This window comes from Prolixibacteraceae bacterium (genome assembly GCA_019856515.1).
In the GTDB taxonomy this organism is placed as follows: Bacteria; Bacteroidota; Bacteroidia; order Bacteroidales; family Prolixibacteraceae; genus Halosquirtibacter; species Halosquirtibacter xylanolyticus.
In genome coordinates this window covers 3280643-3303373 of record CP082230.1, presented here as the reverse complement: position 1 = coordinate 3303373, position 22731 = coordinate 3280643, and the positions used below count along the sequence as shown (strand labels likewise).

The following is a 22731-nucleotide window of genomic DNA, read 5'->3' as shown; positions in this document are numbered from 1 at the left end:
AGCTCATTTAAATCTGTAATGTATATAACGAAAGAAGGTGATCATTATTGATCACCTTCTTTCGTTATAATTGATTGTGATATCTTCTTCATCACTTTCTTCATTGCTTGTTCAATTCGGTCATAAGGCAACTCTTCTTTTCCTATAAAAATAAACATCACGGAAATAACCTCACCAGAAGGTATTAATGATTTATTAAGCCTATAGGCTTCTTTCATTCTCCTTTTTAATAAGTTTCTTTTATTTGCCCTTTTAAATAACCTCTTGGGTACTGTAAAAGCAGCCTGATTTCCAACATTTTGGTCAGCATACGAAGAGTTCGTTATATAAACTGCTTTTATTGGAAAACTTAATGTCGACAGTCCAGATGAGAACATCTCTTCGATCACTTTCTGACTACATAGTCTCTCCTGTTTCTTAAATGTGTTTTTGTCCATTTATCAAAGCAAATAAAAAGAGGGAGACCATCTCCCTCTTCAAAAATCTCCTATAATTTTTCACTTTTCGCCCTTATTCATCTTGATATATCTATCAATGGCCATGGTCATCGAAGGAGCTTCTGGTATAGGTGCATTTACATCTAAACGTAATCCTGCATCTTCCACTGCTTTAGCAGTGGCTGGACCAAAAGTCGCAATTCTCGTATCATTCTGTTCAAAATCAGGGAAGTTTTGCATCAATGATTTAATCCCAGATGGACTATAAAAGACCAACAAGTCGTAGTTTACATCCTTCAAATCAGAAAGATCACTACTTACTGTTTTATATAAAATAGCCTTTGTAAACTTAAGTTTAGCTTTTTCCAAAGACTGAGGCATTTCAGGCTTATGGATATCAGAAAGAGGGAACAAATAGTTTTCCTCTTTGTGCTTTTTCATTAAGTCTACCAAATCATTAAATCTACCACTACCCACAAATATTTTGCGTTTACGGTAAACAATATATTTTTGCAGATAAAAAGCTGTTGCTTCTGAAATACAGAAATATTTTAACGAATCAGGAACTGTAACACGAGTTTCTTCACAGATTCTAAAAAAGTGATCTATAGCTGTGCGACTAGTAAAAATCACCGCAGTATGATCAAGAATTTGTGTACGAGTCTTACGGAATTCTTTTGCTGGAATTCCTTCTACATGAATAAATGGACGAAAATCAATTTTTAAATTGTTTTTCTCAGCTAAGTCAAAAAAAGGTGACTTACCTGCCGCTGGTTCTGGTTGAGAAACTAATATCCTTTTGATCTTCAAAGCTCTAAAGATTTATGGGTTTACTTCATAATATACCCTGTATCTATCCAAGTAACCACTTAGATATCAAAAGTATTGGTAAAATTTCAAGGGTACAAAGGTACAAAATCAAATAAAAAATAGAAAAATGTTTTCTTAACAATACCAATATTGATCTAAAAAACATAAAGACAAAGCACATTGAAACTACCACTAAAGATGTGTTTATCAGTACATTAAAAGGTGTCTCCATATAAGTTACACATAGGTTTATAATTAGTAAAATAATACCTATAATTTTTATAAAGAGAGCATTATTGAATAAAAACTCCTCAGAAATGTCATGAATATCAAATATCCAAGACAGAAAAGAAATCAAATAATAACGGAAAAAGCTATATATAGCAGTAAAAGAAAGAACAGCTAATAACAACACAGGTTTAGGGTACAAAATATTTGTAAAGTGTTGGACTAACTCAACTCCATAATACGAGATCATCAACCATGCAAGAACGTCAAGACGAAAAGCTGCATGTCCAATTCGATAAGGCATTTCGCGATATAATCGATCGGCTACATTCCCATAAACTAAAGATTGGAAAATCATATTAAGATACTTAGGAAATATAATCTTGACTGAAACAAGAATCATAAAACCACCTAACAGAAAACCAAATCCAATATTATCATAGATATCTAATTTTTTCTCAACACCATCCATGCGAACTACAGATGTTGTAACAAAAGAAACCACAGAACTTGAATCAATGCTATTTGCTAAGGAATCTTCTTTAAAAAAAGAGGTAGTATCTTGTATTATCATACTTCGGAATATGGCTTGTCTTATAAGAATTAGTAGCTCTGAGATTGTAATCGCACAAAATTAAAGATAAAATGATGAATATACACTAGTTTAAATGTAAATATTAAAAAACACATACGACTTGTTGATATTCTCTTTACTATCACCACACATATTACTCGTTACAACTTCTTAATATATTTTTTATTGACAGAATACAACGAAAAATAAATTCCTCATTATAAACAGAGACACTTAGCTATTTACTTATACTTCATCTCCTAATTCTTGTCCTTAATATAATTAAGAGTTAAAAATCAAGGCATATGTTTCATTGGAAAAAAATATTCTCATCACATAACAGAGAGTCGATTTTATGATTTTTATTTTAAGAATCAAACCTCTATCTTATATCAAGGTAAGTATATATAGACCAATAATTCATTCATTAATCGATTAAAAGTTAATACTTTTGCCTCCACACAAACAAAAAATAGTTCTCATGGATTTATATCTTGCACCATTACAAGAGTTTACTGAATACAGTTATCGAAATGCCATACAAAAGCATATAGGAGGTTTTGAAAAGTATTTCATACCATATATCAGCTTTCAGAGAGACCTGAAATTGAAAAACAGACAAAAAAGAGATATTGCTATTGAGAATAACCCTCATCAAAATATAGTGCCTCAGATATTAGCAGCAAATAGAGAGGAAGTAGAATATTTACTTCCATTCTTAGACCAATATAATGAAGTAAATATCAATTTTGGATGTCCATACCCAATGGCAACAAAAAAAAGAAGAGGTGCAGGTATTTACCATGATATCAACATGGCTAAGGAGATCATAGAGAGTACTATATCCATCTTTAAGGGCAAAGTGTCAGTTAAACTTCGTAGCGGTCTTGAAACGCACGAAACATGGAAAGAGATGATCGATATTCTAAATCAATACCAGCTTGAAGAGATTATTATTCATCCAAGAACTGCAAGCCAATTATACAAAGGAACGGTTGAACTATCTTACATGAAGGAACTTATAGAAAAAAGTAAACACCCTGTTATTTACAATGGCGATATTACAACAATTGAAGAGTTCGATAGAATTAATGAGATGGTTGGCATCAAAGGTGTCATGTTAGGTAGAGGAGCTTTACAAGATATTTTTTTAGCATCAAAAATTAAAGGAAAAGAAATTTTGATGCCGAAGAAGATATTGGAATCTATACATCAAGATGTATTTGAATGCATATCTAAGCAAACAGATATTGAAAAGCAGGTCGTTCAAAAGATGGAGAGATTTTGGTCATACTTTTCATACCATTTTGTAGACAGTAGAAAAGTATATAAGAAGTTTAAGAAGTCAAAAAATATGCTGAATTATAACGAAGCCATTTCGCATGCTTTCAGTAAAATGATAATCGGGTAGATGGCTGGAAGATATTTTATCTTCCAGTACACCTCCCACACCACCGTACGTACGGGTCTCGTATACGGCGACTCCCTAAATCACGGCTTTACTTTCTGATAATAATCACTTAGCGTAATATAGCCTGCCTTTTCCAAATTCTTATTCGTTATAGTCGTTTGTAGAATTGGACTCTTTGAAATGCGCCAATACTTTTTCCTCGTATTAGCATATTCATACGCTTTGTTCTTCGAAACTCCGAGTTTCATTAAATTCTTCATCTTCGTTCTTACTCTTTTCCAACATTTCCATATTACCATACGGATACGTCGTCTTAGCCATTCATCTACTTGTTTCAGAAATGATTTCATATCTGCCAATCGATAATAGGTTACCCATCCTTGAATATAGCTTTTAAGCTTGGATTTGATTTCATCGTAACCAATACTATTATTCCGTGCTACAATTCCTTCCAAAGAGCGCTTCACTTTCCGTTGTGTCTTTTTCGACAATCGAAAACGAACGACACCTTTTGTTTTGTAAAAACTGTAGCCAAGAAACTTAATCTGATTGTAGCGCACCACTTCTGTTTTATCTCGATTCACTTTTAAGAATAGAGTATCTTCTATAAAACGAATTGTAGAATTCATCGTGCGTGTAGCTCCTCGCTTGCTTTTACATAAGATGACAATATCATCTGCATAACGAACAAACTCATGACCTCGTCTTGTGAGTTCATGGTCTAATTCATTCAGCATAATGTTGCTTAGCAATGGACTTAATGGTCCTCCTTGAGGAACTCCTGTTTCTGTTTCTTGAAACTGCTCTTCAACAACAACTCCGGCTCTTAGATATTTATGGATTAAGGAAACTAATCGACCATCTTTTATCGTTCGTGATAAGATCTCTATCAACTTGCTATGATTTACGGTATCGAAAAATCTTTCCATATCCATATCGATAGCATAATGATAACCTGATGTGATCGTTTGGCTACAGGCTATAATAGCTGTATGTGCTCCTTTATTCGGACGGAATCCAAAGCTATAATTGGAAAACTGTTCCTCATAAATAGGACTAAGAACTTGTGAAATGGCTTGTTGAATAACTCGATCCACGACAGTAGGAATACCTAAAGGGCGTGTTTTACCTGGTTCTTTGGGTATTTCGACTCGTCGTACAGGATTGGGAAGGTACTTCCCTTCTCGTAGTTCTGCTATTAAAACTTCTCGATGAAGTCTGATATAATCTTTTAAGGATTCCACTTGCATCTCATCAACTCCATGACTCCCTTTATTACGATAAACCTGTAAATAAGCCTTATTTAGGTTACCTGATTCTAGGACACGTTCTAATAAATTATCTGTTGTAATGTTCGTTTCCATAATGCCTTCAGTTATCCCTTTGAAAGTGTGCGCTCTTGAGTTATTCTCGAGTTCCGCTCTACCTTCACTTAAGTAGCTATCTTCCGATATTTTCTGCATTGATCCTTTCATTAGGTAACAGTCTGTATTATGAACAATTTAAGATTCAGTCCTTCCTGTAAAGTGGCTACAGTACTATGACCTCGGCTGACTTCTCACAGTTAACTTTTTATGAATGGACAGGGAAAATACATTCTATCCACCTGTGAGATCTCCCATGGTAAGGGAATTAACTTTCACTCCATCTATCCGCCACATCTACGGTATAAACTCCGTGTAGAATTCGGACTTTACTTTGTTATGCAAGCTTATCCAGTTATATACCGCCTAATGCGATTCGTATACCTCGGATCAGAGTTTTGCATACGGCTTCCTTCAGGTTATACCTCACGATAAGCACCCTTGCCTTCTGCTAGGTGGTTGGCTCTACAAACCTCCACTACGGACTTACACCGATTAGTTAATTTCCATGCATGGCACACATACAAAAAGGAGAACTTAAATAAGCTCTCCTTTCTTTAAAATACATTGAAAAGTTACGGTTAAATACAACTTCCCATGAAATTGGAATCCGCAACCTCTTCTAATACATCGTCCTCCATCACTTGTGCTTCATAAGCATCAAGAAGTGAAGAAATAGGATCTGATGAACTCTCTGCATCAGTCTCGCCCTTTGCCAAAGAAAGCAAATGCTTCATTAGCAAAGAGCGGTACTCTTCCTCTGTGTTAATCCCCTTTTGTGACATAAATCAATTCATTAAAAAATAAGTATTAAAGAGTATTAGCGAGAAATAGATACGTTAGATCAATGTGCCTCAAGCCAGTTTACGCCAAAACCAATATCTACTTTTAAGGGGACAGCTAAATCTACCGCATTTTCCATTTCCGATTTAATAATAGAACAAACTAAATCGAATTCTGTTTTACAAACTTCAAAATTTAATTCATCATGTACTTGAAGAATCATCTTTGATTTAAGTTTAAGCTCTTCTATGCGGGCTTGAATTCGATTCATGGCAATTTTAATAATATCAGCAGCAGATCCTTGAATTGGCGCATTTATAGCATTTCTTTCAGCCATACCTCTCACCATGCCATTTGCAGAATTAATATCACGTAGATAACGTCTACGTTTCAATATTGTCTCCACGTATTGATTCTCTCTTGCCACTTCTATCTGCATATTCATAAACTCTTTCACTTTTGGAAATGATTCAAAATACCCATCTATAAGATCTTTCGCTTCAGATCTTGAAATATTGAGTCTTTGTGATAAACCAAAAGCAGAAATTCCATAAATAATTCCAAAGTTAGCAGTTTTTGCTTTTCGTCTCATGTCAGAAGTCACCTCAGAAGTCGAAACTTTATATATCTTAGCAGCAGTAGCTGTATGAATATCAATATCTAAAGCAAAAGCTTCCAACATACCTTCATCCTGACTTAAATGAGCCATTATACGTAATTCGACTTGAGAATAATCGGCAGAGACAAATAAATGTTCCTCATCAGGAACAACAAAAGCCTTTCTAATCTCCTTTCCTTGGGCATCACGAATAGGAATGTTCTGTAAATTCGGGTTGTTAGAACTCAGTCTTCCTGTTGCAGTAACAGTTTGATTAAAGGAAGTATGAATCCTTCCAGTCCTCTTATTTATTAATTTAGGAAGTGCTTCTACATAAGTAGAAAGGAGTTTCTTCATAGATCGAAATTCCAACACTTTTTCAACAATTTGATGCTTTGATTTTAACTTAACCAACACCTCTTCCGAAGTGGAGTACTGATTTGTTTTTGTTTTCTTCGCTTTAGCATCTAGATTAAGTTTCTCAAATAAAATAATACCTAACTGTTTTGGGGAAGAGACATTAAATTCTTCACCAGCCAAAGAGATGATCTCTTTCTCTAATTGAATTAGCTCTCTTGTTAATCTAATTTGTGTATCACTCATCGAACTAGTGTCAAAACATACACCATTATTTTCAATGATAGCTAAAACATGAACAAGAGGCATTTCCACATTCAGAAACAACTCTTCTAGGTTCGACTCTTTTAATTTAGGTAAAAAAAGACTTTTCAACCTAAAAGTAAAATCAGCATCTTCACAAGCATAACGACAAACTTCATCTACAGGAAGGTCACGCATACTTTTCTGATTTTTCCCCTTTTTACCAATCAGGCTCTCCGTAGGAATTTTTCTATAGTTCAAATATTGCTCACACAAATAATCTAAGTTGTGTCTTAACTCAGGTTCTAATAGATAGTGGGCAATCATTGTATCAAATAACCTACCTTTAATTACTAATCCATATTGTAGTAAAATAAGCATATCATATTTGATGTTCTGCCCTACCTTTTCAATAGACTCGTCCTTAAATATAGAAGCAAATTCTTGCAAGATCTCTTTGGCTGTTGATCTATCGGAAGATATCGGGACATAGTAAGCTTCACCCTCTTTAAACGAAAATGAAATTCCAACAATCTCAGCAGATATTGGATCTAAACCTGTCGTCTCAGTATCAAAACAGAAAGATGACTGTATACACAAATCTGCACGGAGATCGGCTCGTAAGGCAGGCGTATCAACTAGATAATATTTTAATTCGCTATTTTCAAATGCAGCAATAGTTTCACGTGGAACCTCTACCTCTTCTTGTGCTAAATTATCAAATAGAGATGGTTGTGAAACTCTTCCAAACAAATCCCCTTGTTGCGGTTGAAACAGACCTTCTTGTGGAGTTTTAGAAACAGTACTACTATTATATTTCTGAATTAATGCACGAAACTCTAATTCACTAAAAATTGAGTTTAATTCACCTTCATTGGGATCTTGCCTCTTCATCTCATCAAAAGTGACATCAACAGGAGCATCCAGCATAATTTCAGCAAGAACCCTCGAAAGTTTAACTTGCTCTTCATTTTCCTCCAGTTTCTTTTTTTGAGCACCTTTAAGTTTTGATATATTCTCGTATACACCATTAATTGAGCCAAATTGATTAATCAATTTGGTGGCAGACTTCGGTCCAACACCAGGGCATCCAGGTATGTTATCCGAACTATCCCCCATCAACCCAAGTATATCAATGACCTTAATGGGATCATCTACACCAAACTTATCACAAACTTCGGCAATCCCCCAAATTTCAGTATCATTCCCCATACGTTTAGGTTTATACATAAAAACAGAGTCATTAACAAGCTGCGCATAATCCTTATCTGGAGTCATCATATAAGTTGTAAAATCCTCTGATTTTGCCTTAACAGATAGTGTTCCAATAACATCATCAGCTTCATAACCTTCAGATTCAACAATTGGGATATTGTAAGCCTTAATAATATCTCGGATATAAGGAATAGAAGCTCGTAGATCCTCAGGCATGGCTTCTCTATTCGCTTTATACTCTGGATACATTTTATGTCTAAAAGTAGGAGCATGGACATCAAAAACGACAGCAATATAATCAGGGTTTTCTTTTCTCAATAGATCCTCTAAAGTGTTAGTAAAACCTAACATTGCAGAAGTATTAAGCCCTTTCGAATTATACCTAGGGTTCTTGATAAAAGCAAAGTATGAACGATAAATCAATGCATAAGCATCGAGTAGAAATATTCTTTTCTCGTCAGCCATGAAGTATTGGGTTAAAACTGAGATTATCCCCAGTAATATTATTAATAAAAAACTCAATATAACGAACAAAGATATAAATTCATTGGTTCACAATATGAGCATTTATATCTTTTTCACTAGTACAATCATTAATAAATTGAATAAACAACAAGTAATATTACATACATATTTATTTAAAGAAAAATATATGTGAAAAGTAATTGATCACAAATAAGACTATAGAATTATATTATTACATTTGAAATGTATTCATAGAGTAATATTTATTGCAGAAAGGGCGTATGACAACATTCAATCAAATAACTTTCCCCATAAAAGATCATCTTGATAATTTCGAACCATTCTTTCGTGAAGCTGTAGTCTCTAACATTCCGATGCTAGATAAGATCCTACACTATATCATACGAAGAAAAGGGAAACAAATGCGCCCAATAATGATTTTTCTATCAGCGGGGTTATGTGGTAATATTTCAGAAAAATCTTATCATGGTGCACTTACCATTGAACTCATTCATTCAGCAACACTAGTTCATGATGATGTTGTTGATGACTCATTTCAACGCAGAGGAGCCTTCTCAATAAATGCTTTATGGAGAAATAAAATTTCAGTATTAGTTGGAGATTTCATTCTAGGGAAAGGGTTGACTTGGTGTATAGAACACAAGGAATACAAGTTTCTAGAACTAATATCTGAAACAGTATCTGCGATGAGTGAAGGTGAAATCATACAAATAGACAAAGCAAGAAAGTTAGATATAACAAGAGAAGTATATTTCGATATCATTGAAAAAAAGACAGCGTCTCTACTTGCTTGTAGTGCAGCAATTGGTGCAGCATCTACTACAGATGATGACGATACTATTAACGAACTAAAACAGTTTGGAAAAGACCTAGGCATAGCCTTTCAGATCAAAGACGATGTATTAGATTATCAAAATAGCAATATTATTGGGAAACCAACTGGAAATGATTTGAGAGAAAGGAAAGTGACACTCCCATTAATATATGCATTAGAGAAAAGCTCAACAAAAGAACAAAAAGCAATCCTTCGCAAGCTACGTAAGAAGAAGAAAAATAGTAAAGATATCTCAGAACTAACTGAATTTGTCATTACAAATGGTGGTCTTCAACATGCAAACGAACAGATGAATATATTTACTGAACGTGCACATGCAAGACTTATGAAATTTCCTAAAACAGAGTATCGTGATGCTTTAGAGCACTATATAGAGTTCGTTACTACAAGAAATAAATAACTATCTTAAGATTATATCTTATTCATCATTTTACTTGGAATCATCACTTTAAGTGACTTCCGTTGAAGTTTAACTTGTAATACTTTATCCGAACTTACAGGCTCTCCATCTACATGAAGTATCGTATCTGATTGCTCTACTTCACACGACTGACAATCGTATGCTTTGTAGATATTACAGCGATCCAATCGTTTTGTGAAAAATGCAAATGTCAAATATGGTATTTGATACCATTTAGGTTTAGCGATAGCACTAACAGAGAAATACCCATCTTGAATACTCGCTTTCGGAGCAATGTAAGCATTATTTCCAAACTGAGAGGAGTTCGCAAAAGAAACCATAAATGCCTCTACATCTTTACTCTCATTCTCCAACCTCAGTTTATAAGATCTATCCTTATATGAAAAGTAGCTAGAGAAAATAGCCTTAATATACGAAGAGAGTCCTCTATTATTCATTTTTGCAAACTCATGACTAATAAAAGCATCATAACCTATTCCCGATACATTAACAGATAGATAATCATTAACTCTTAACGTATCCACTTCACATGATATCATATTTTTAAATTGATCTATTGCTTTTAATGGAGAACATGATATCCCAATATGGCGAGCAAAACCATTTCCTGAACCACATGGAATTATTGCCATAGAAGTCTCTGTGTATAATACTCCTTGGGCAACCTCATTTACAGTACCATCACCACCAACAGCAACCACAATATCAATACCATTTTTCGATGCTTCATTGGAGAGAGAAACGGCATGACCTGCATATTCAGTTTCTTTAATCTCAAGATCGAATGAATCTAAGTCTAGTCTCTTCTCAATTTCTTTAGCAATATCTTTTTGTTTACCGGTTCCCGATATTGGATTGATTAGAACTAGTATCTTTGTTTTTTTCATTCTCTTAAAATTAAATTGATAACAATAGTTATACAGTAAAAAACCTAGCAGTAGAATCATTAGAAGCTTAAACAATTCATACTGAAATTAGAGTAAAAACCCTTAATCTATATTTTAATTAAGGTAATATTATGATTCAAAATTAAAAAATAAAACGAGTTAATTTAAATCACAGATGATAATAGGCAAAAAAAAACAGTAATAAGCCTACAAAGCAGGTATTATTACTGTTTTTAACTATAACGATCTTATTAGAAGAACTTAATTTCCTCACCTTTAATGCTAGACAATAAGTTGTTAGCTAATCGACTTGCACCAAACCTAAACAAACTTGAATTCATCCATTCATCACCTAGTATATCTCTTACAACTGTAATAAAGTCTATTGCTTCGTGTGTCTCAGCAATACCACCAGCAGGCTTAAATCCGACCTTAACTCCAGTTTCTTGGTAATAATAAGCAATAGCTTGAGACATTACATAAGAAGCCTCAATGGTAGCAGCAGGATCCATCTTACCAGTAGAGGTCTTGATAAAGTCTGCACCTGCATACATTGATAGCAAGCTAGCCTTCCATATTAGATTTGGATCTTCTAATATACCTGATTCTAATATAACCTTTAAATGTGCATTACCACACGATTTCTTCTGTGCCTTAACCTCTTCAAATACAGATGCATAATCACCTGAAATCATATCTCCTATTGGAATTACAATGTCTATCTCATTTGCTCCCGCTTCAACAGTCATCTCTGTCTCTTTACACTTAACTTCAATAAAAGTCATTGAAGAAGGAAAACAACCAGAAACAGCAGCCAAGTTTATATTGTCAACATTAAGGGTTTCTCGAACAGTCCTCACTAATTTAGGGTAAACACAAATTGCAGCTACATTAGATAGTTCAGGAAAAGCTGAACTAAATTCATTAACTTTTTGTGTAAAAAGGAGACCTTTCTCCTGAGTGTCAGTAGAATTTAATGTAGTTAAATCAATACATGATAAAGCTAACTTGTAGAAATCTAAAGTATCGCATTCACTCCTTTTAGTCTCTAAGATATTCTTTATCTCAGATCTAACATCTACTATTGAGAATTTCCTATCAAACTCTTTCCATTGTGAAAAATTAGTTTCACCCATAATTATTTTAATTTATTGTTGTTAATATGTCTTTCCGAATCACGTTTTGTCTTCTTCTTAAAGTTTTGTAATAGAGCATCTTCAAGATTAACACCTGTTTGATTAGCCAAGCAAACCAAAACCCATAAGACATCAGCTATTTCATCTGATAAAGCCTCTTTACTTGAATTTTCATCACCTTTAAACGACTGCTCCCCATAGGTCCTTGATATAACGCGAGCGAGTTCACCAACTTCTTCCATAAGAATAGCCGTATTAGTTAACTCAGAGAAATACCTCACTCCATATTTTTTAATCCAGTCATCAACCATAGACTGTAACTTGCCAATTGTTATTTCCTCTTTCATAATAAAATATTATACTATCTATTTTTGGAATCAATAACAATAGTTACAGGCCCATCATTAATTAATGAAACCTTCATATCGGCACCAAAAACACCCGTTTTAACATCGGTTGAAACAGTCTTACTTAGCTCATCTACAAATGAATTGTATAAAGGGATAGAAACCTCAGGTCTTGCAGCATCAATAAATGAAGGACGATTACCTTTTTTAGTTAAGGCAAGTAGTGTAAACTGGGATACAATAAGAACTTCCCCATTAACATCTAATATAGAACGATTCATTTGACCATTCTCATCCTCGAAGATTCTCATTTGACTTATCTTTTTTATTAGCCAATTGATATCTTCTGCATTATCTTCTTTTCCTATTCCTAATAGAATTAGTAGACCATTCCCTATTTGTGAGTGTATCTTTTCATCAATTTTTACTGAAGACTCCAATACACGTTGTAAAACTACTTTCATAATTTAAAAACAATAATGAGTTTTAACAGTTATATTAAAATACTTTTCATCAAAGGTACTTAAAGTAATACACTAAGCATGATAAAAATAATAAGTAGCAACACTACTGATCCATCGACAAACATTGCAACAGAAGAGTTTTTATTAAAAAACTCAAAGGAATCATTCTTATTTATTTATATAAATACTCCCTCTGTAATTATTGGAAAGCATCAGAATGCATTTGCTGAAGTATCCGCAAAATATATTATTGATAACAATATTCCTCTTATTAGAAGGATATCTGGTGGAGGTACGGTTGTTCATGATAACGGGAATCTAAATTTCTGCTTTATTTCAAATCATGAAAGCATTGAAACACTATCATACAAAAAATGTATCGAACCAATAAAAGATTTCCTAACTCACCAATATGGCATCTCCCCTATACTATCAGAACGAAATGATATTCAGGTAAATAACCGAAAAGTTACGGGTTCTGCATTTCATATTTATAAAAAAAGGACTATTGCACATGGGACACTCTTAGTTAATAGTGATATTAAAGAGATCTCTAAGATTCTTAAATCAGCTACAGCAATGTTTGATAGCAATGGAGTCAAATCGAAAAGAAGTAGGATTATGAATTTAGGAGAAATATCTAATATTCCTTCAAATATTGAAATATTCAAAGATAATATGATTAGCTTCTTTACTAAACAGGGCTATTCTTATGAAGATATATTGAATATTGTAGATTACAATATTGTAAAAAAACTATGCCAAGACAAATACACTAAATGGGATTGGAATATTGCATATGGACCAAAATTCACTTTCCATATTAATAAACCACAAGAAGATGCATCTTATAGGTTCCACGTGGAAAAAGGATATATATCTTCAGCTTATAAGAATGACTATATAATAATAAATACAGAAGACAAAGTTCATTTTAAGAAGAATGTGCTAGTCTCCTTTTTACAAAATAAAGGGCATAAAGAGATAGCTATTGAGATAGACAATTACTTGTTATGAAAACTACTTATTGAAATGATCAAATACTAATTGTCCTTTATTATTACCAATCAATTGCTGCAGCTGATCTTGGGAAGCACTTTTTATTGCAGCTACACTTCTAAAGTGAGTAAGAAGTGCTTCTTTAGTTTTTGGCCCAACCCCTGAAATACTATCCAGTTCCGAAGATATAAATCCTTTAGATCTTTGATTTCTATGAAAGGTTATTCCAAAACGATGGGCTTCATCTCTTAAGTGCTGAATAACTCTCAGAGTTTCACTCTTCTTATCAAGATACAACGGAATAGGATCTCCAGGGAAGAAAATCTCTTCTAACCTTTTAGCCAAACCTATAACGCATACTTTATTAATAATCTCTAGTTCTCTTAAAATCTTAACTGCAGCACTAAGCTGTCCCTTTCCCCCATCAATTACAATTACATCTGGTAATGGTAAGTTGTCATTTATTAACCGATGATACCTCCGATAAATAATCTCTTCCATCGAAGCAAAATCATTTGGTCCTTCCACTGTTTTAATATTAAAATGTCGATAATCTTTCTTTGACGGTTTCCCATTTTTAAAAACAACGCATGCTGCAACAGGATAATGCCCTTGTATATTACTATTATCAAAACATTCTATATGTCGAGGAAGTTTATTAAGTTGAAGATCTTTCTTTATCTTTTCGAGAAGTAAGTCACTTTTTATCTCAGGATTTTTTAATGACCTCACCTTTTTTTGTTCTAACTTATAATACTTTACATTTCGATTTGAAAGATCTAGTAGTTTCTTCTTATCTCCAATTTGAGGAACAATAAATTTTACACCTTCTAATGAGAATCCTATTTCAAATGGTATTAGTATTTCACGAGATACACTAAAAAATCGCTGTCTGATATCAATAATTCCTTTTTCTAGAATCTCTTCTAGACTTTCATCTAACTTCTTTTTATATTCAAGGGTATATGACTGAATGATAGCGCCATTTTTCACCTTTATAAAGTTTACATAACCTGATTTATCATCCATATCAACGGTAAAGACATCAATATCTTTGATCTTAGCACTTACAATTGTAGACTTACTTTTGTAATTATTCAAAAGTTCAAACTTTTGCTTGAAATCATTTGCTTCCTCAAATCTCAGTTCTTCGGATAATTTAATCATAGTATCTCTTAAATACTCTAATACCTCACCTAAATTACCACTTAATATATGCTTTACGCGTTGTATATCTAGATTGTAATCATCTTCTGAATAATATCCTTCACAAGGACCTTTACAATTTTTTATATGATACTCTAAACAGATATCAAACTTTCCAGACTCAATATTCTCTTTGGTTAGTTTGAATTTACAGTTTCGTAGTTTAAATATTTGGTGGATTAGGTCAATTAAAGCTCTAACCATAGAAGTAGAAGTATATGGTCCATAGTATATTGAACCATCTTTAATAACATTCCTAGTAATAAAAACTCGAGGAAAGTTCTCATTACTCACACAAATCCAAGGATAAGATTTATCATCTTTGAGTAAAATATTGTACTTCGGTTTATACTTCTTTATTAGGTTATTCTCCAATAGAAGTGCATCTTCCTCTGTCTCAACAACAATATGTTGAAGAGAATAAATCTTTCTCACAAGAATCTCTGTTTTCAAGTTATCATGTGATTTATTAAAATAACTTGAAACTCTTTTCTTTAAGTTCTTCGCTTTACCTATATAGATAATCGTACCATCTTTATCGAAATATTGATAAACTCCAGGTTCACTAGGAAGTAACTTAATTTTGTCTTTCAATTGATTCTTGTAAGAAGGATCTACCATAAGCAGTTAATTAGAACCTTAATAATGAATACACTTCGTATTTTTCATCTAATCTTTCACGACCTTTTAAGAAATCTAGTTCCACCATGAAATTAATGTACGTCTTTGTTACACCAATCTTTTCAACCAAAGATGTAGCAGCACAAACAGTACCTCCTGTTGCCAACAGATCATCATGAATTAATACCGTATCATCATTAGACAATGCATCCTCATGGATCTCAATAGTATCAGTTCCGTATTCAAGATCATATGATTGTTGGATAGTATCAGCTGGTAATTTACCCGGTTTACGAATCGGTACAAAACCTGCGTTCAATCTGTATGCTAAAGCACTTCCTAGAATAAATCCTCGAGATTCAATCCCAATCACCTTCGTAATTCCTTTGTCTTTATAGTAATTATATAGTTGATCAACACAATATTTAAAAACGGCAGGGTCTTTAATTGCTGTAGTTATATCCTTAAAGACAATTCCTTCTTTTGGAAAATCAATTACATCACGAATTGATGATTTTACCTCTTCTATTCCTATTTGTTTAGAATCCATGTAAAAAAAAAATGGGAAGAAAAATTCTTCACTTCCCACTATATTGTGAAACACTTAATTTATTATTAGCGCCCTAATAAAACTAGTAAAACATTTATATCACTTGGAGAAACCCCAGATATACGTGATGCTTGACCAATTGTCTTAGGTTTTATCTTAGTAAGCTTTTGTCTAGCCTCTGTAGATAGAGTATGTATAGACTCGTAATCAAATTTATTAAAAATATTGATATGTTCTAACCTTTTTAGTTTATCTGCAATAGCTTTTTCTCTTTCTATATAACCAGAGTATTTCATCAAAATTTCGGCTGCCTCAAATATTTCATCACGACGATTATCGGGTAATGAAAGATATAGGTTTTCGAAAGCAGGAATTGCTTTAATAAGTTTAAAGATAGTTAGTTGGGGACGCAATACCAAATTTATCAATTTACATCCTTGTTTAAGTGCAGTTGTACCATTGTCAACTAACCATTCATTAATATATTTTGCCTTGATACTATATTGTTGACAAAAATCAATGACCTTATCTCGAAGCTCAACTTTCTCTTCTAATAATGCAACTTGACGATCTGTAGCAAGCCCTAACTCATAACTCTTCGCTGTGAGTCTAACATCTGCATCATCTTGTCTTAACAAAATACGATATTCAGCTCTACTTGTAAACATACGATAAGGTTCATCCACACCTTTGGTAACAAGATCGTCGATAAGAACCCCGATATACGCTTCGTTTCTACCAAGTACAAACTCATCTTTATTATTAATCTTTAAGTAGGCATTAATTCCAGCCATTAAGCCTTGTGCTCCAGCTTCCTCATAACCAGTCGTTCCATTAATTTGACCGGCAAAATAGAGATTTGGAAGAGACTTAACTTCTAAAGTATGATGTAATTGTGTTGGGTCAAAATAATCATATTCAATAGCATAACCAGGTCGTAAGATGCGAACATCTTCTAACCCTTTCACTTTCTTAAGACCAGCAAGTTGTATATCCCATGACAAAGAAGATGAAAATCCATTTAGGTAATACTCAATTGTAGTCTCACCTTCTGGCTCTAAGAATAATTGATGTTGATCTTTAGATGCAAAGGTTATTAACTTTGATTCAATACTGGGACAATATCTAGGTCCTGTGCTTTCAATGGTGCCATCAAACATGGGTGAGTCCTCAAAACCTTGCTCCAGTTCACCATGAACATCTGGATTAGTGTAAGTAATATAACAAGGTTTTTGCTGAAGGTTTGTTTTTATATCTGGATCATATGAAAACTTACGAACATCATCATCTCCTCCCTGTGCTTCCATTACTGAGAAATCAACAGATCTTGCATCAATTCTCACAGGAGTACCTGTTTTCATTCTATCTGAAATCAAACCTTTTGACTTCAATTGTTCAGTAATACCTAATGATGTAGGTTCAGAAATACGACCTCCTTCAAGTTTTGTCTTTCCGAAATGCATCAATCCAGTTAAGAAAGTTCCATTAGTCAATACAACCGCTTTAGAGTTAAATACAACACCTAGCTCAGTCTTAACACCAGTTATTCTTTCACCTTCAAAAATAAGTTCCTGAACAGTTCCTTGCCAAAAATCTAGATTATCCAATTTTTCTAATTGGTCTCTCCAATTTTCAGAAAAACGCATCCTGTCACATTGAGCGCGTGGGCTCCACATTGCAGGACCTTTAGATCTATTCAACATTCTAAATTGAATAGATGAAAGATCTGTAATCTTACCACAGTAACCACCCAAAGCATCAATCTCTCTGACAATCTGACCTTTAGCAATGCCACCAATAGCAGGATTACAACTCATTTGAGCGACTTTATTAAGATCCATTGTAATTAATAAAGTCTTAGATCCTAAATTAGCCGCTGCTGCCGCCGCTTCACATCCAGCATGACCAGCACCAACAACAATTATATCATAAAATGGTAACATATAATTTTCCTATTAAAAAAACAAAAGCAGATGGAAGTACTATAAAGACATTTCAACCTTTACCTCATTAAAAATAACTATTGCTTTATCTTCCTCTAGTCTCATTTCTGCAGCTTCATCATCCGTTTTATCTTTAAATCCTAGAAGGTGTAATATCCCATGAGATAGTACACGTGCAAATTCTGAATCAAAACCGACATTAAGCACTTCTGCATTATCTTTTACCCTATCGATACTTAAAAAGACATCTCCAGAGATTAGATTACCTTCTACATAGTCAAAAGTAATAATATCCGTATAGTAATCATGCTGCAAATAATCAATGTTTATCTTAAGAAGATAAACATCAGAACAAAAAATATAAGAGATCTCCCCTACTTCATTATTCTTTGAAGTTATTAAACGTGTAATAAACGTCTGCAAAAAACTCTCCTCATAAGCAGGAAAATCGATATCCTCTGCAAAAAATTCTATAGCCACTTTCCTTTGTTTTTATGTATTAAATTAAGAACACCCTAATTTAGAGTCAAAAGTAAAAAATAAAAACTAATTTAAATGTAATTACACAAAAGGATTTGAAAGAAATAAACAAAATGAACCGTATTTCACTAGCTGTATATCAAACAGATACATAGTTATAAACAATACTTATTCACAATGAAATACTTTTTCTATAATTAAATCGGACCGTATAAAACCTTGGGAAGTCATTTCCCAACCATCATGTATATAAACCACTTCATTACTATCAATAAATGGTTGAACTTGTGTAGTGAAAAAATCCACAAATGAAGCACCAAACTGCTCTAGTATTTGTCGTTTTACTCCCCATTTTGTTCTAAATGAAGTAATCACATAGTCATTATATTTATCTTCATTCGATAATATCTCTTCTTCAAAATAGCGCTCATTTTCATTTAGAGCATCTATATATTTTTTATTATTAGAAATATTCCATCGACGACTATGCCCATCAAAGGAGTGAGCAGATGGACCAACTCCTAGATAAGAGGCTCCATTCCAATAGGAGCTATTATGATTCGAAATTCTATCATTTTTACAAAAATTGGATATCTCATATTGCTCAAAACCAGCTTTATTTAATGAATCAACCAAAATTTCGTAATGTTTCAGACTCTCATTCTCATCGACTGGCTTTAGTTGCCCTTTACTTAAACGTCGATGAAATACTGTTCCTTCATGATATGTAAGATGGTATGCAGAGATATGAGAAATTGGCAACTTAATTACACTATCTATGGTTTCTTTCCATAAAGAAAGAGTAAGATTCGGAACGCCATAGATTAAATCTATCGAAATATTATCTATTCCTACTTCAATGGAGTTGCTCACAGCATTAAAAACATCTTTAACACCGTGACGACGGTTCATATCTTTCAATATAGTACCGTCAGTAGATTGAACACCAATACTCAGTCTATTAACCCCATTACTTTTTAATTCTCTCAAGTATTCCTTTGATAAATCATCTGGATTTGCTTCAACAGTGATCTCAACTAGGTCCGAAACATTATAATATTCCTTTACAGAAGATATTAATTTACCGATTTGGTCCGTTGTTAATAGAGACGGAGTACCCCCACCAAAATAAATGGTATTAATGATTGGATCATGCTTTAAATAATCCTTTCGAGAAGTCAACTCTTTCATTAATGCAATGAACATCGGTTCAATTAATACTAAGTTTGTACTTGTGTGAAAATCACAGTAAAAACACCTAGTTTTGCAAAAAGGAATATGAAAATAAATTCCGGACATAAAATAAGTGAGTATATGATAAAATTAATTGACATCTCTATTAAGTATGCCAAATACTTTTTTGTTTTGTGGTGTGGTATTATCCTTTATGGATGCCTCATGCCATCGAACGAAGTACCAAATGTAAGAATCCCAAATATTGATAAAATTGTTCATATGGTTTTCTATATTGGATTTACCTATCTGCTCAGTGCAGTATCATACAAGAAGTGGAAAAAACGATTTACACTTCTTATTGCAATATCATTCGGTATTGGTATCGAAGTAATACAAGGATTGCTTCCTTTCGAACGCTCTCCTAGTTTTGCCGATGCTGCAGCCAATACAATAGGTGCAATCATCGGCATAATACTATTTAAAATACTCTATAAAAAGAGTCAATTATCAAAATCTTAGATTTGCAGGAGTTTGATCATTATTCGCATCATCTAACAATTCACCAATCATTTTATTTTTAAACAGGTTGGTGATATCTTCTCTAATATCCTTAAAGCCAAGATGTAATGCACAAAAATCATCATGTTCTTCTCTTTCAGAACAAGTCATATCACAAATTAAGCATTGTTCAAAGAAATCCTTTCCATCAATGACATTTACCACATCAAATAATGTGATAAGGTTTGGATCCTTTGATAAACAAAATCCTCCATTAGGTCCTTTGTTGGAATTCAAGACTCCTGACTTAACAAGTTTTTGTAATATCTTTCCTAAAAAAGGTGATGGTATCTTTAGATCTTCCGAAATTTTCTTTATTCCATACTTATGATCACCATCAAAACCAGAAGCAAGATATATTACAGCTCTAACTGCATATTTACATGTATTTGACAACATAGGTTCAGAGTATTTAAATAGACAATTTCAATGATAATAATTATTACTGCTTTTGAATTGCGATTTTCTCAACTCTACGAGTATGACGACCTCCTTCAAAATCTGTATTCAGAAATGTCTTTACAATATCTAGTGATACCTCTAATGAAGTGAACCTAGCTGGAATTGCACAAACATTTGCATCATTGTGTGATCTAGCTAATTCAGCAATCTCACTCTGCCAACACAAAGCAGATCTAACATTTTGATATTTATTTGCAGTCATATTAACACCGTTAGCACTTCCACAAATAATAATCCCCCTTTTTAGCTCGCCTTTATCAATTTTTGAAGCCAAAGGATGTACATAATCAGCGTAGTCACAGCTATCTAATGAGTTACATCCAAAGTCAACTACTTCAAAACCTTGCTCATTTAAATACTTGATAACATCTATCTTTCTTTCGTATCCTGCATGATCGCAAGCAATTGCAATTTTATTCATCTCGTATTACATTTTAGAATGCAAATCTAATAAAAAGAGATAAAACAATCTTAATTATCAAGTAATAATCGTTTACTATTTAGTGAATTATTAAAAAAACCAACAATCATTGTTACAAAGATGTGTATCAAGTAGTGATAAGAGGGTGAAAAGTTGATTACAAAAAACTGTTTTCTTTTTTTGTTTTATTAGATCCTTCAAAACATAGGTAGATTCTCATACTATCCAAATTTTAATGCATATATTTAATGACATTAATCGAACGCGAAACACACATTATTTTGTAGTCAAAAATATCACTAACAACTATTGATAACCTTCCCACAACATTGTAAGATAACCTTAACGTATATCTAATAATCAGATCATTAACATGTGTAAAAACTATCACTAATTGTTAATTGAAAGTTAATCACGTAAAATCAAAATCCCAACAAAAATCTTTTTACACTACATCAACAGCCTATTATTATTATATTCTTTTCCTTTTATTAAATATACATATAAGAATTAAAAGTATATGATATAATAAAAAGAGAGTTGGAAAACGTTGAATAACTTCTGACCCAAAAATTCATTAGTTAAGTCAATAACCACTATTTTTGTAAAAAATATTTTTAGTGTTATGGATGATAATTTTGATTTTAGAGAAGAGAAGACATTTGATTCGGATAGTGACTTAAACAACAAGTTACGACCATTATCCTTTGATGACTTTAAAGGTCAAAAAAAAATCGTTGATAATCTAGAGATTTTTGTTGAAGCTGCCAAAATGAGAGAGGAAGCTCTTGATCATGTCCTTCTCCATGGCCCACCTGGTTTAGGAAAAACTACTTTATCTAATATCATCGCTAACGAATTAAATGTAGGTCTTAAGATTACTTCAGGTCCTGTTTTAGACAAACCAGGAGACTTGGCAGGTCTATTAACTAACTTAGAACCACATGATGTGCTTTTTATTGATGAAATCCATCGATTATCTCCTATCGTTGAAGAGTATTTATATTCCGCGATGGAAGATTTCCGTATTGATATCATGATAGATAAAGGGCCTAGTGCTAGGTCAATACAGATTGAAATCAACCCTTTCACTTTAATAGGGGCAACAACTAGATCAGGGTTATTAACAAGCCCTTTAAGAGCTCGATTTGGGATTAATAGTCATCTTGAGTATTATGATATTGATGTATTAACAAAAATTGTGGTCCGATCATCCGCTCTACTCAATGTACCTATTGATGAAGCTGCAGCGCATGAAATTGCGTTTAGAAGTAGAGGTACGCCACGTATTGTGAATAGCTTGCTTAGAAGGGTAAGAGACTTTGCAATGGTTAAAGGAAATGGGCAAATTAATATTGAAATAACTCGTTATGCTTTAGAGGCATTAAATATTGACAAATATGGTCTTGATGAAATGGATAATAAGATTTTAGCTACGATCATTGATAAATTTAAAGGTGGTCCTGTTGGAATATCAACCATTGCTACTGCTGTTGGAGAAGATGCTGGAACAATTGAAGAGGTATATGAACCGTTCTTAATAAAAGAAGGTTTTATTAAGAGAACACCTCGTGGACGAGAGGTTACAGAGTTGGCATATACACATTTAGGAAGGGCTTCAATAGATGATAGTTCTAATTATAAGTTATTTTAATATCGATAACATAATAATATAAAGAGTAAAATATATACTTTTGTTCTCTATTGTCAACAACTTTT

Annotated in this window: 22 protein-coding genes; 5 read left to right on the top strand and 17 right to left on the bottom strand. The window is 33.1% G+C overall.

The window, feature by feature from the left end; genetic code table 11:
* Positions 1-44 precede the first annotated feature (44 nt).
* Genes rnpA through K5X82_12070 form a run of 3 tightly spaced genes read right to left on the bottom strand, consistent with a single transcriptional unit; the run spans position 45 to position 2049 of the window.
* On the bottom strand, positions 45-437 hold the full coding sequence (gene rnpA, locus K5X82_12080) for a ribonuclease P protein component (protein QZT36032.1): 393 nt from the start codon (positions 435-437) through the stop codon (positions 45-47).
* Positions 438-497: 60 nt separating this feature from the next.
* Positions 498-1247: a uroporphyrinogen-III synthase gene (locus tag K5X82_12075; GenBank protein ID QZT36031.1), complete on the bottom strand. Its 750-nt coding sequence runs from the start codon at positions 1245-1247 to the stop codon at positions 498-500.
* Positions 1248-1290: 43 nt separating this feature from the next.
* On the bottom strand, positions 1291-2049 hold the full coding sequence (locus tag K5X82_12070) for a DUF4271 domain-containing protein (protein ID QZT36030.1): 759 nt from the start codon (positions 2047-2049) through the stop codon (positions 1291-1293).
* A 481-nt stretch (positions 2050-2530) separates the two neighbouring features.
* Between K5X82_12070 and K5X82_12065 the strand changes: the two genes are divergently transcribed.
* Complete coding sequence (locus K5X82_12065) at positions 2531-3460, top strand: tRNA-dihydrouridine synthase family protein (protein QZT36029.1); 930 nt, start codon at positions 2531-2533, stop codon at positions 3458-3460.
* Positions 3461-3540: 80 nt separating this feature from the next.
* Here the strand turns inward: K5X82_12065 and ltrA are convergent, their stop codons facing one another.
* The 3 genes from ltrA to polA form a co-directional block, all read right to left on the bottom strand.
* Complete coding sequence (gene ltrA, locus K5X82_12060; GenBank protein ID QZT36028.1) at positions 3541-4923, bottom strand: group II intron reverse transcriptase/maturase; 1383 nt, start codon at positions 4921-4923, stop codon at positions 3541-3543.
* Between the two features lie 482 nt (positions 4924-5405).
* The gene (locus K5X82_12055; protein QZT36027.1) at positions 5406-5609 is read right to left on the bottom strand and encodes a hypothetical protein; all 204 of its coding nucleotides are present in this window, start codon (positions 5607-5609) and stop codon (positions 5406-5408) included.
* A 59-nt stretch (positions 5610-5668) separates the two neighbouring features.
* Positions 5669-8485 carry a DNA polymerase I gene (polA, locus tag K5X82_12050; protein QZT36026.1) on the bottom strand — a complete coding sequence of 939 codons (2817 nt, stop codon included), beginning with the start codon at positions 8483-8485 and terminating at the stop codon, positions 5669-5671.
* Between the two features lie 281 nt (positions 8486-8766).
* Here polA and K5X82_12045 point away from each other — a divergent pair, with 281 nt between their 5' ends.
* Positions 8767-9741 (top strand): polyprenyl synthetase family protein, encoded by a 975-nt coding sequence (locus K5X82_12045; protein ID QZT36025.1) that lies wholly within the window; start codon positions 8767-8769, stop codon positions 9739-9741.
* Positions 9742-9752: 11 nt separating this feature from the next.
* On the opposite strand, the gene K5X82_12040 is transcribed toward K5X82_12045, so the two are convergent.
* From K5X82_12040 to dtd, 4 genes are all read right to left on the bottom strand, one after another.
* On the bottom strand, positions 9753-10649 hold the full coding sequence (locus tag K5X82_12040) for a diacylglycerol kinase family lipid kinase (GenBank protein QZT36024.1): 897 nt from the start codon (positions 10647-10649) through the stop codon (positions 9753-9755).
* A 251-nt stretch (positions 10650-10900) separates the two neighbouring features.
* Complete coding sequence (deoC, locus tag K5X82_12035) at positions 10901-11785, bottom strand: deoxyribose-phosphate aldolase (protein QZT36023.1); 885 nt, start codon at positions 11783-11785, stop codon at positions 10901-10903.
* A gap of 2 nt (positions 11786-11787) precedes the next feature.
* Positions 11788-12120, bottom strand: a complete 333-nt coding sequence (locus K5X82_12030) for a nucleotide pyrophosphohydrolase (protein ID QZT39126.1) — start codon at positions 12118-12120, stop codon at positions 11788-11790.
* Between the two features lie 26 nt (positions 12121-12146).
* Positions 12147-12596 carry a D-tyrosyl-tRNA(Tyr) deacylase gene (gene dtd, locus K5X82_12025; protein QZT36022.1) on the bottom strand — a complete coding sequence of 150 codons (450 nt, stop codon included), beginning with the start codon at positions 12594-12596 and terminating at the stop codon, positions 12147-12149.
* A gap of 78 nt (positions 12597-12674) precedes the next feature.
* Here dtd and K5X82_12020 point away from each other — a divergent pair, with 78 nt between their 5' ends.
* Positions 12675-13613, top strand: coding sequence for a lipoate--protein ligase (locus tag K5X82_12020; GenBank protein ID QZT36021.1), 939 nt, complete (start codon positions 12675-12677; stop codon positions 13611-13613).
* 3 nt (positions 13614-13616) lie between these two features.
* On the opposite strand, the gene uvrC is transcribed toward K5X82_12020, so the two are convergent.
* From uvrC to hemW, 5 genes are all read right to left on the bottom strand, one after another.
* The gene (uvrC, locus tag K5X82_12015; GenBank protein ID QZT36020.1) at positions 13617-15422 is read right to left on the bottom strand and encodes an excinuclease ABC subunit UvrC; all 1806 of its coding nucleotides are present in this window, start codon (positions 15420-15422) and stop codon (positions 13617-13619) included.
* Between the two features lie 10 nt (positions 15423-15432).
* The gene (locus tag K5X82_12010) at positions 15433-15972 is read right to left on the bottom strand and encodes an adenine phosphoribosyltransferase (protein ID QZT36019.1); all 540 of its coding nucleotides are present in this window, start codon (positions 15970-15972) and stop codon (positions 15433-15435) included.
* Positions 15973-16037: 65 nt separating this feature from the next.
* Complete coding sequence (gene mnmG / locus K5X82_12005; protein QZT36018.1) at positions 16038-17915, bottom strand: tRNA uridine-5-carboxymethylaminomethyl(34) synthesis enzyme MnmG; 1878 nt, start codon at positions 17913-17915, stop codon at positions 16038-16040.
* Positions 17916-17954: 39 nt separating this feature from the next.
* Positions 17955-18395, bottom strand: a complete 441-nt coding sequence (gene ybeY, locus K5X82_12000) for an rRNA maturation RNase YbeY (protein QZT36017.1) — start codon at positions 18393-18395, stop codon at positions 17955-17957.
* A 168-nt stretch (positions 18396-18563) separates the two neighbouring features.
* Positions 18564-19694 carry a radical SAM family heme chaperone HemW gene (gene hemW / locus K5X82_11995; protein QZT36016.1) on the bottom strand — a complete coding sequence of 377 codons (1131 nt, stop codon included), beginning with the start codon at positions 19692-19694 and terminating at the stop codon, positions 18564-18566.
* Between the two features lie 15 nt (positions 19695-19709).
* Between hemW and K5X82_11990 the strand changes: the two genes are divergently transcribed.
* On the top strand, positions 19710-20090 hold the full coding sequence (locus K5X82_11990; GenBank protein QZT36015.1) for a VanZ family protein: 381 nt from the start codon (positions 19710-19712) through the stop codon (positions 20088-20090).
* On the opposite strand, the gene K5X82_11985 is transcribed toward K5X82_11990, so the two are convergent.
* Together K5X82_11985 and rpiB are read right to left on the bottom strand one after the other, a co-directional pair.
* Positions 20079-20528 carry an Rrf2 family transcriptional regulator gene (locus K5X82_11985; protein ID QZT36014.1) on the bottom strand — a complete coding sequence of 150 codons (450 nt, stop codon included), beginning with the start codon at positions 20526-20528 and terminating at the stop codon, positions 20079-20081. The genes K5X82_11990 and K5X82_11985 overlap by 12 nt on opposite strands.
* 43 nt (positions 20529-20571) lie before the next feature.
* Entirely contained in the window at positions 20572-21012 is a 441-nt protein-coding gene (gene rpiB / locus K5X82_11980) for a ribose 5-phosphate isomerase B (protein QZT36013.1), read from the bottom strand.
* A gap of 625 nt (positions 21013-21637) precedes the next feature.
* On the opposite strand from rpiB, the gene ruvB reads away from it, so the two are divergent.
* Complete coding sequence (gene ruvB, locus K5X82_11975; GenBank protein ID QZT36012.1) at positions 21638-22666, top strand: Holliday junction branch migration DNA helicase RuvB; 1029 nt, start codon at positions 21638-21640, stop codon at positions 22664-22666.
* The last annotated feature ends 65 nt before the right edge of the window (positions 22667-22731 follow it).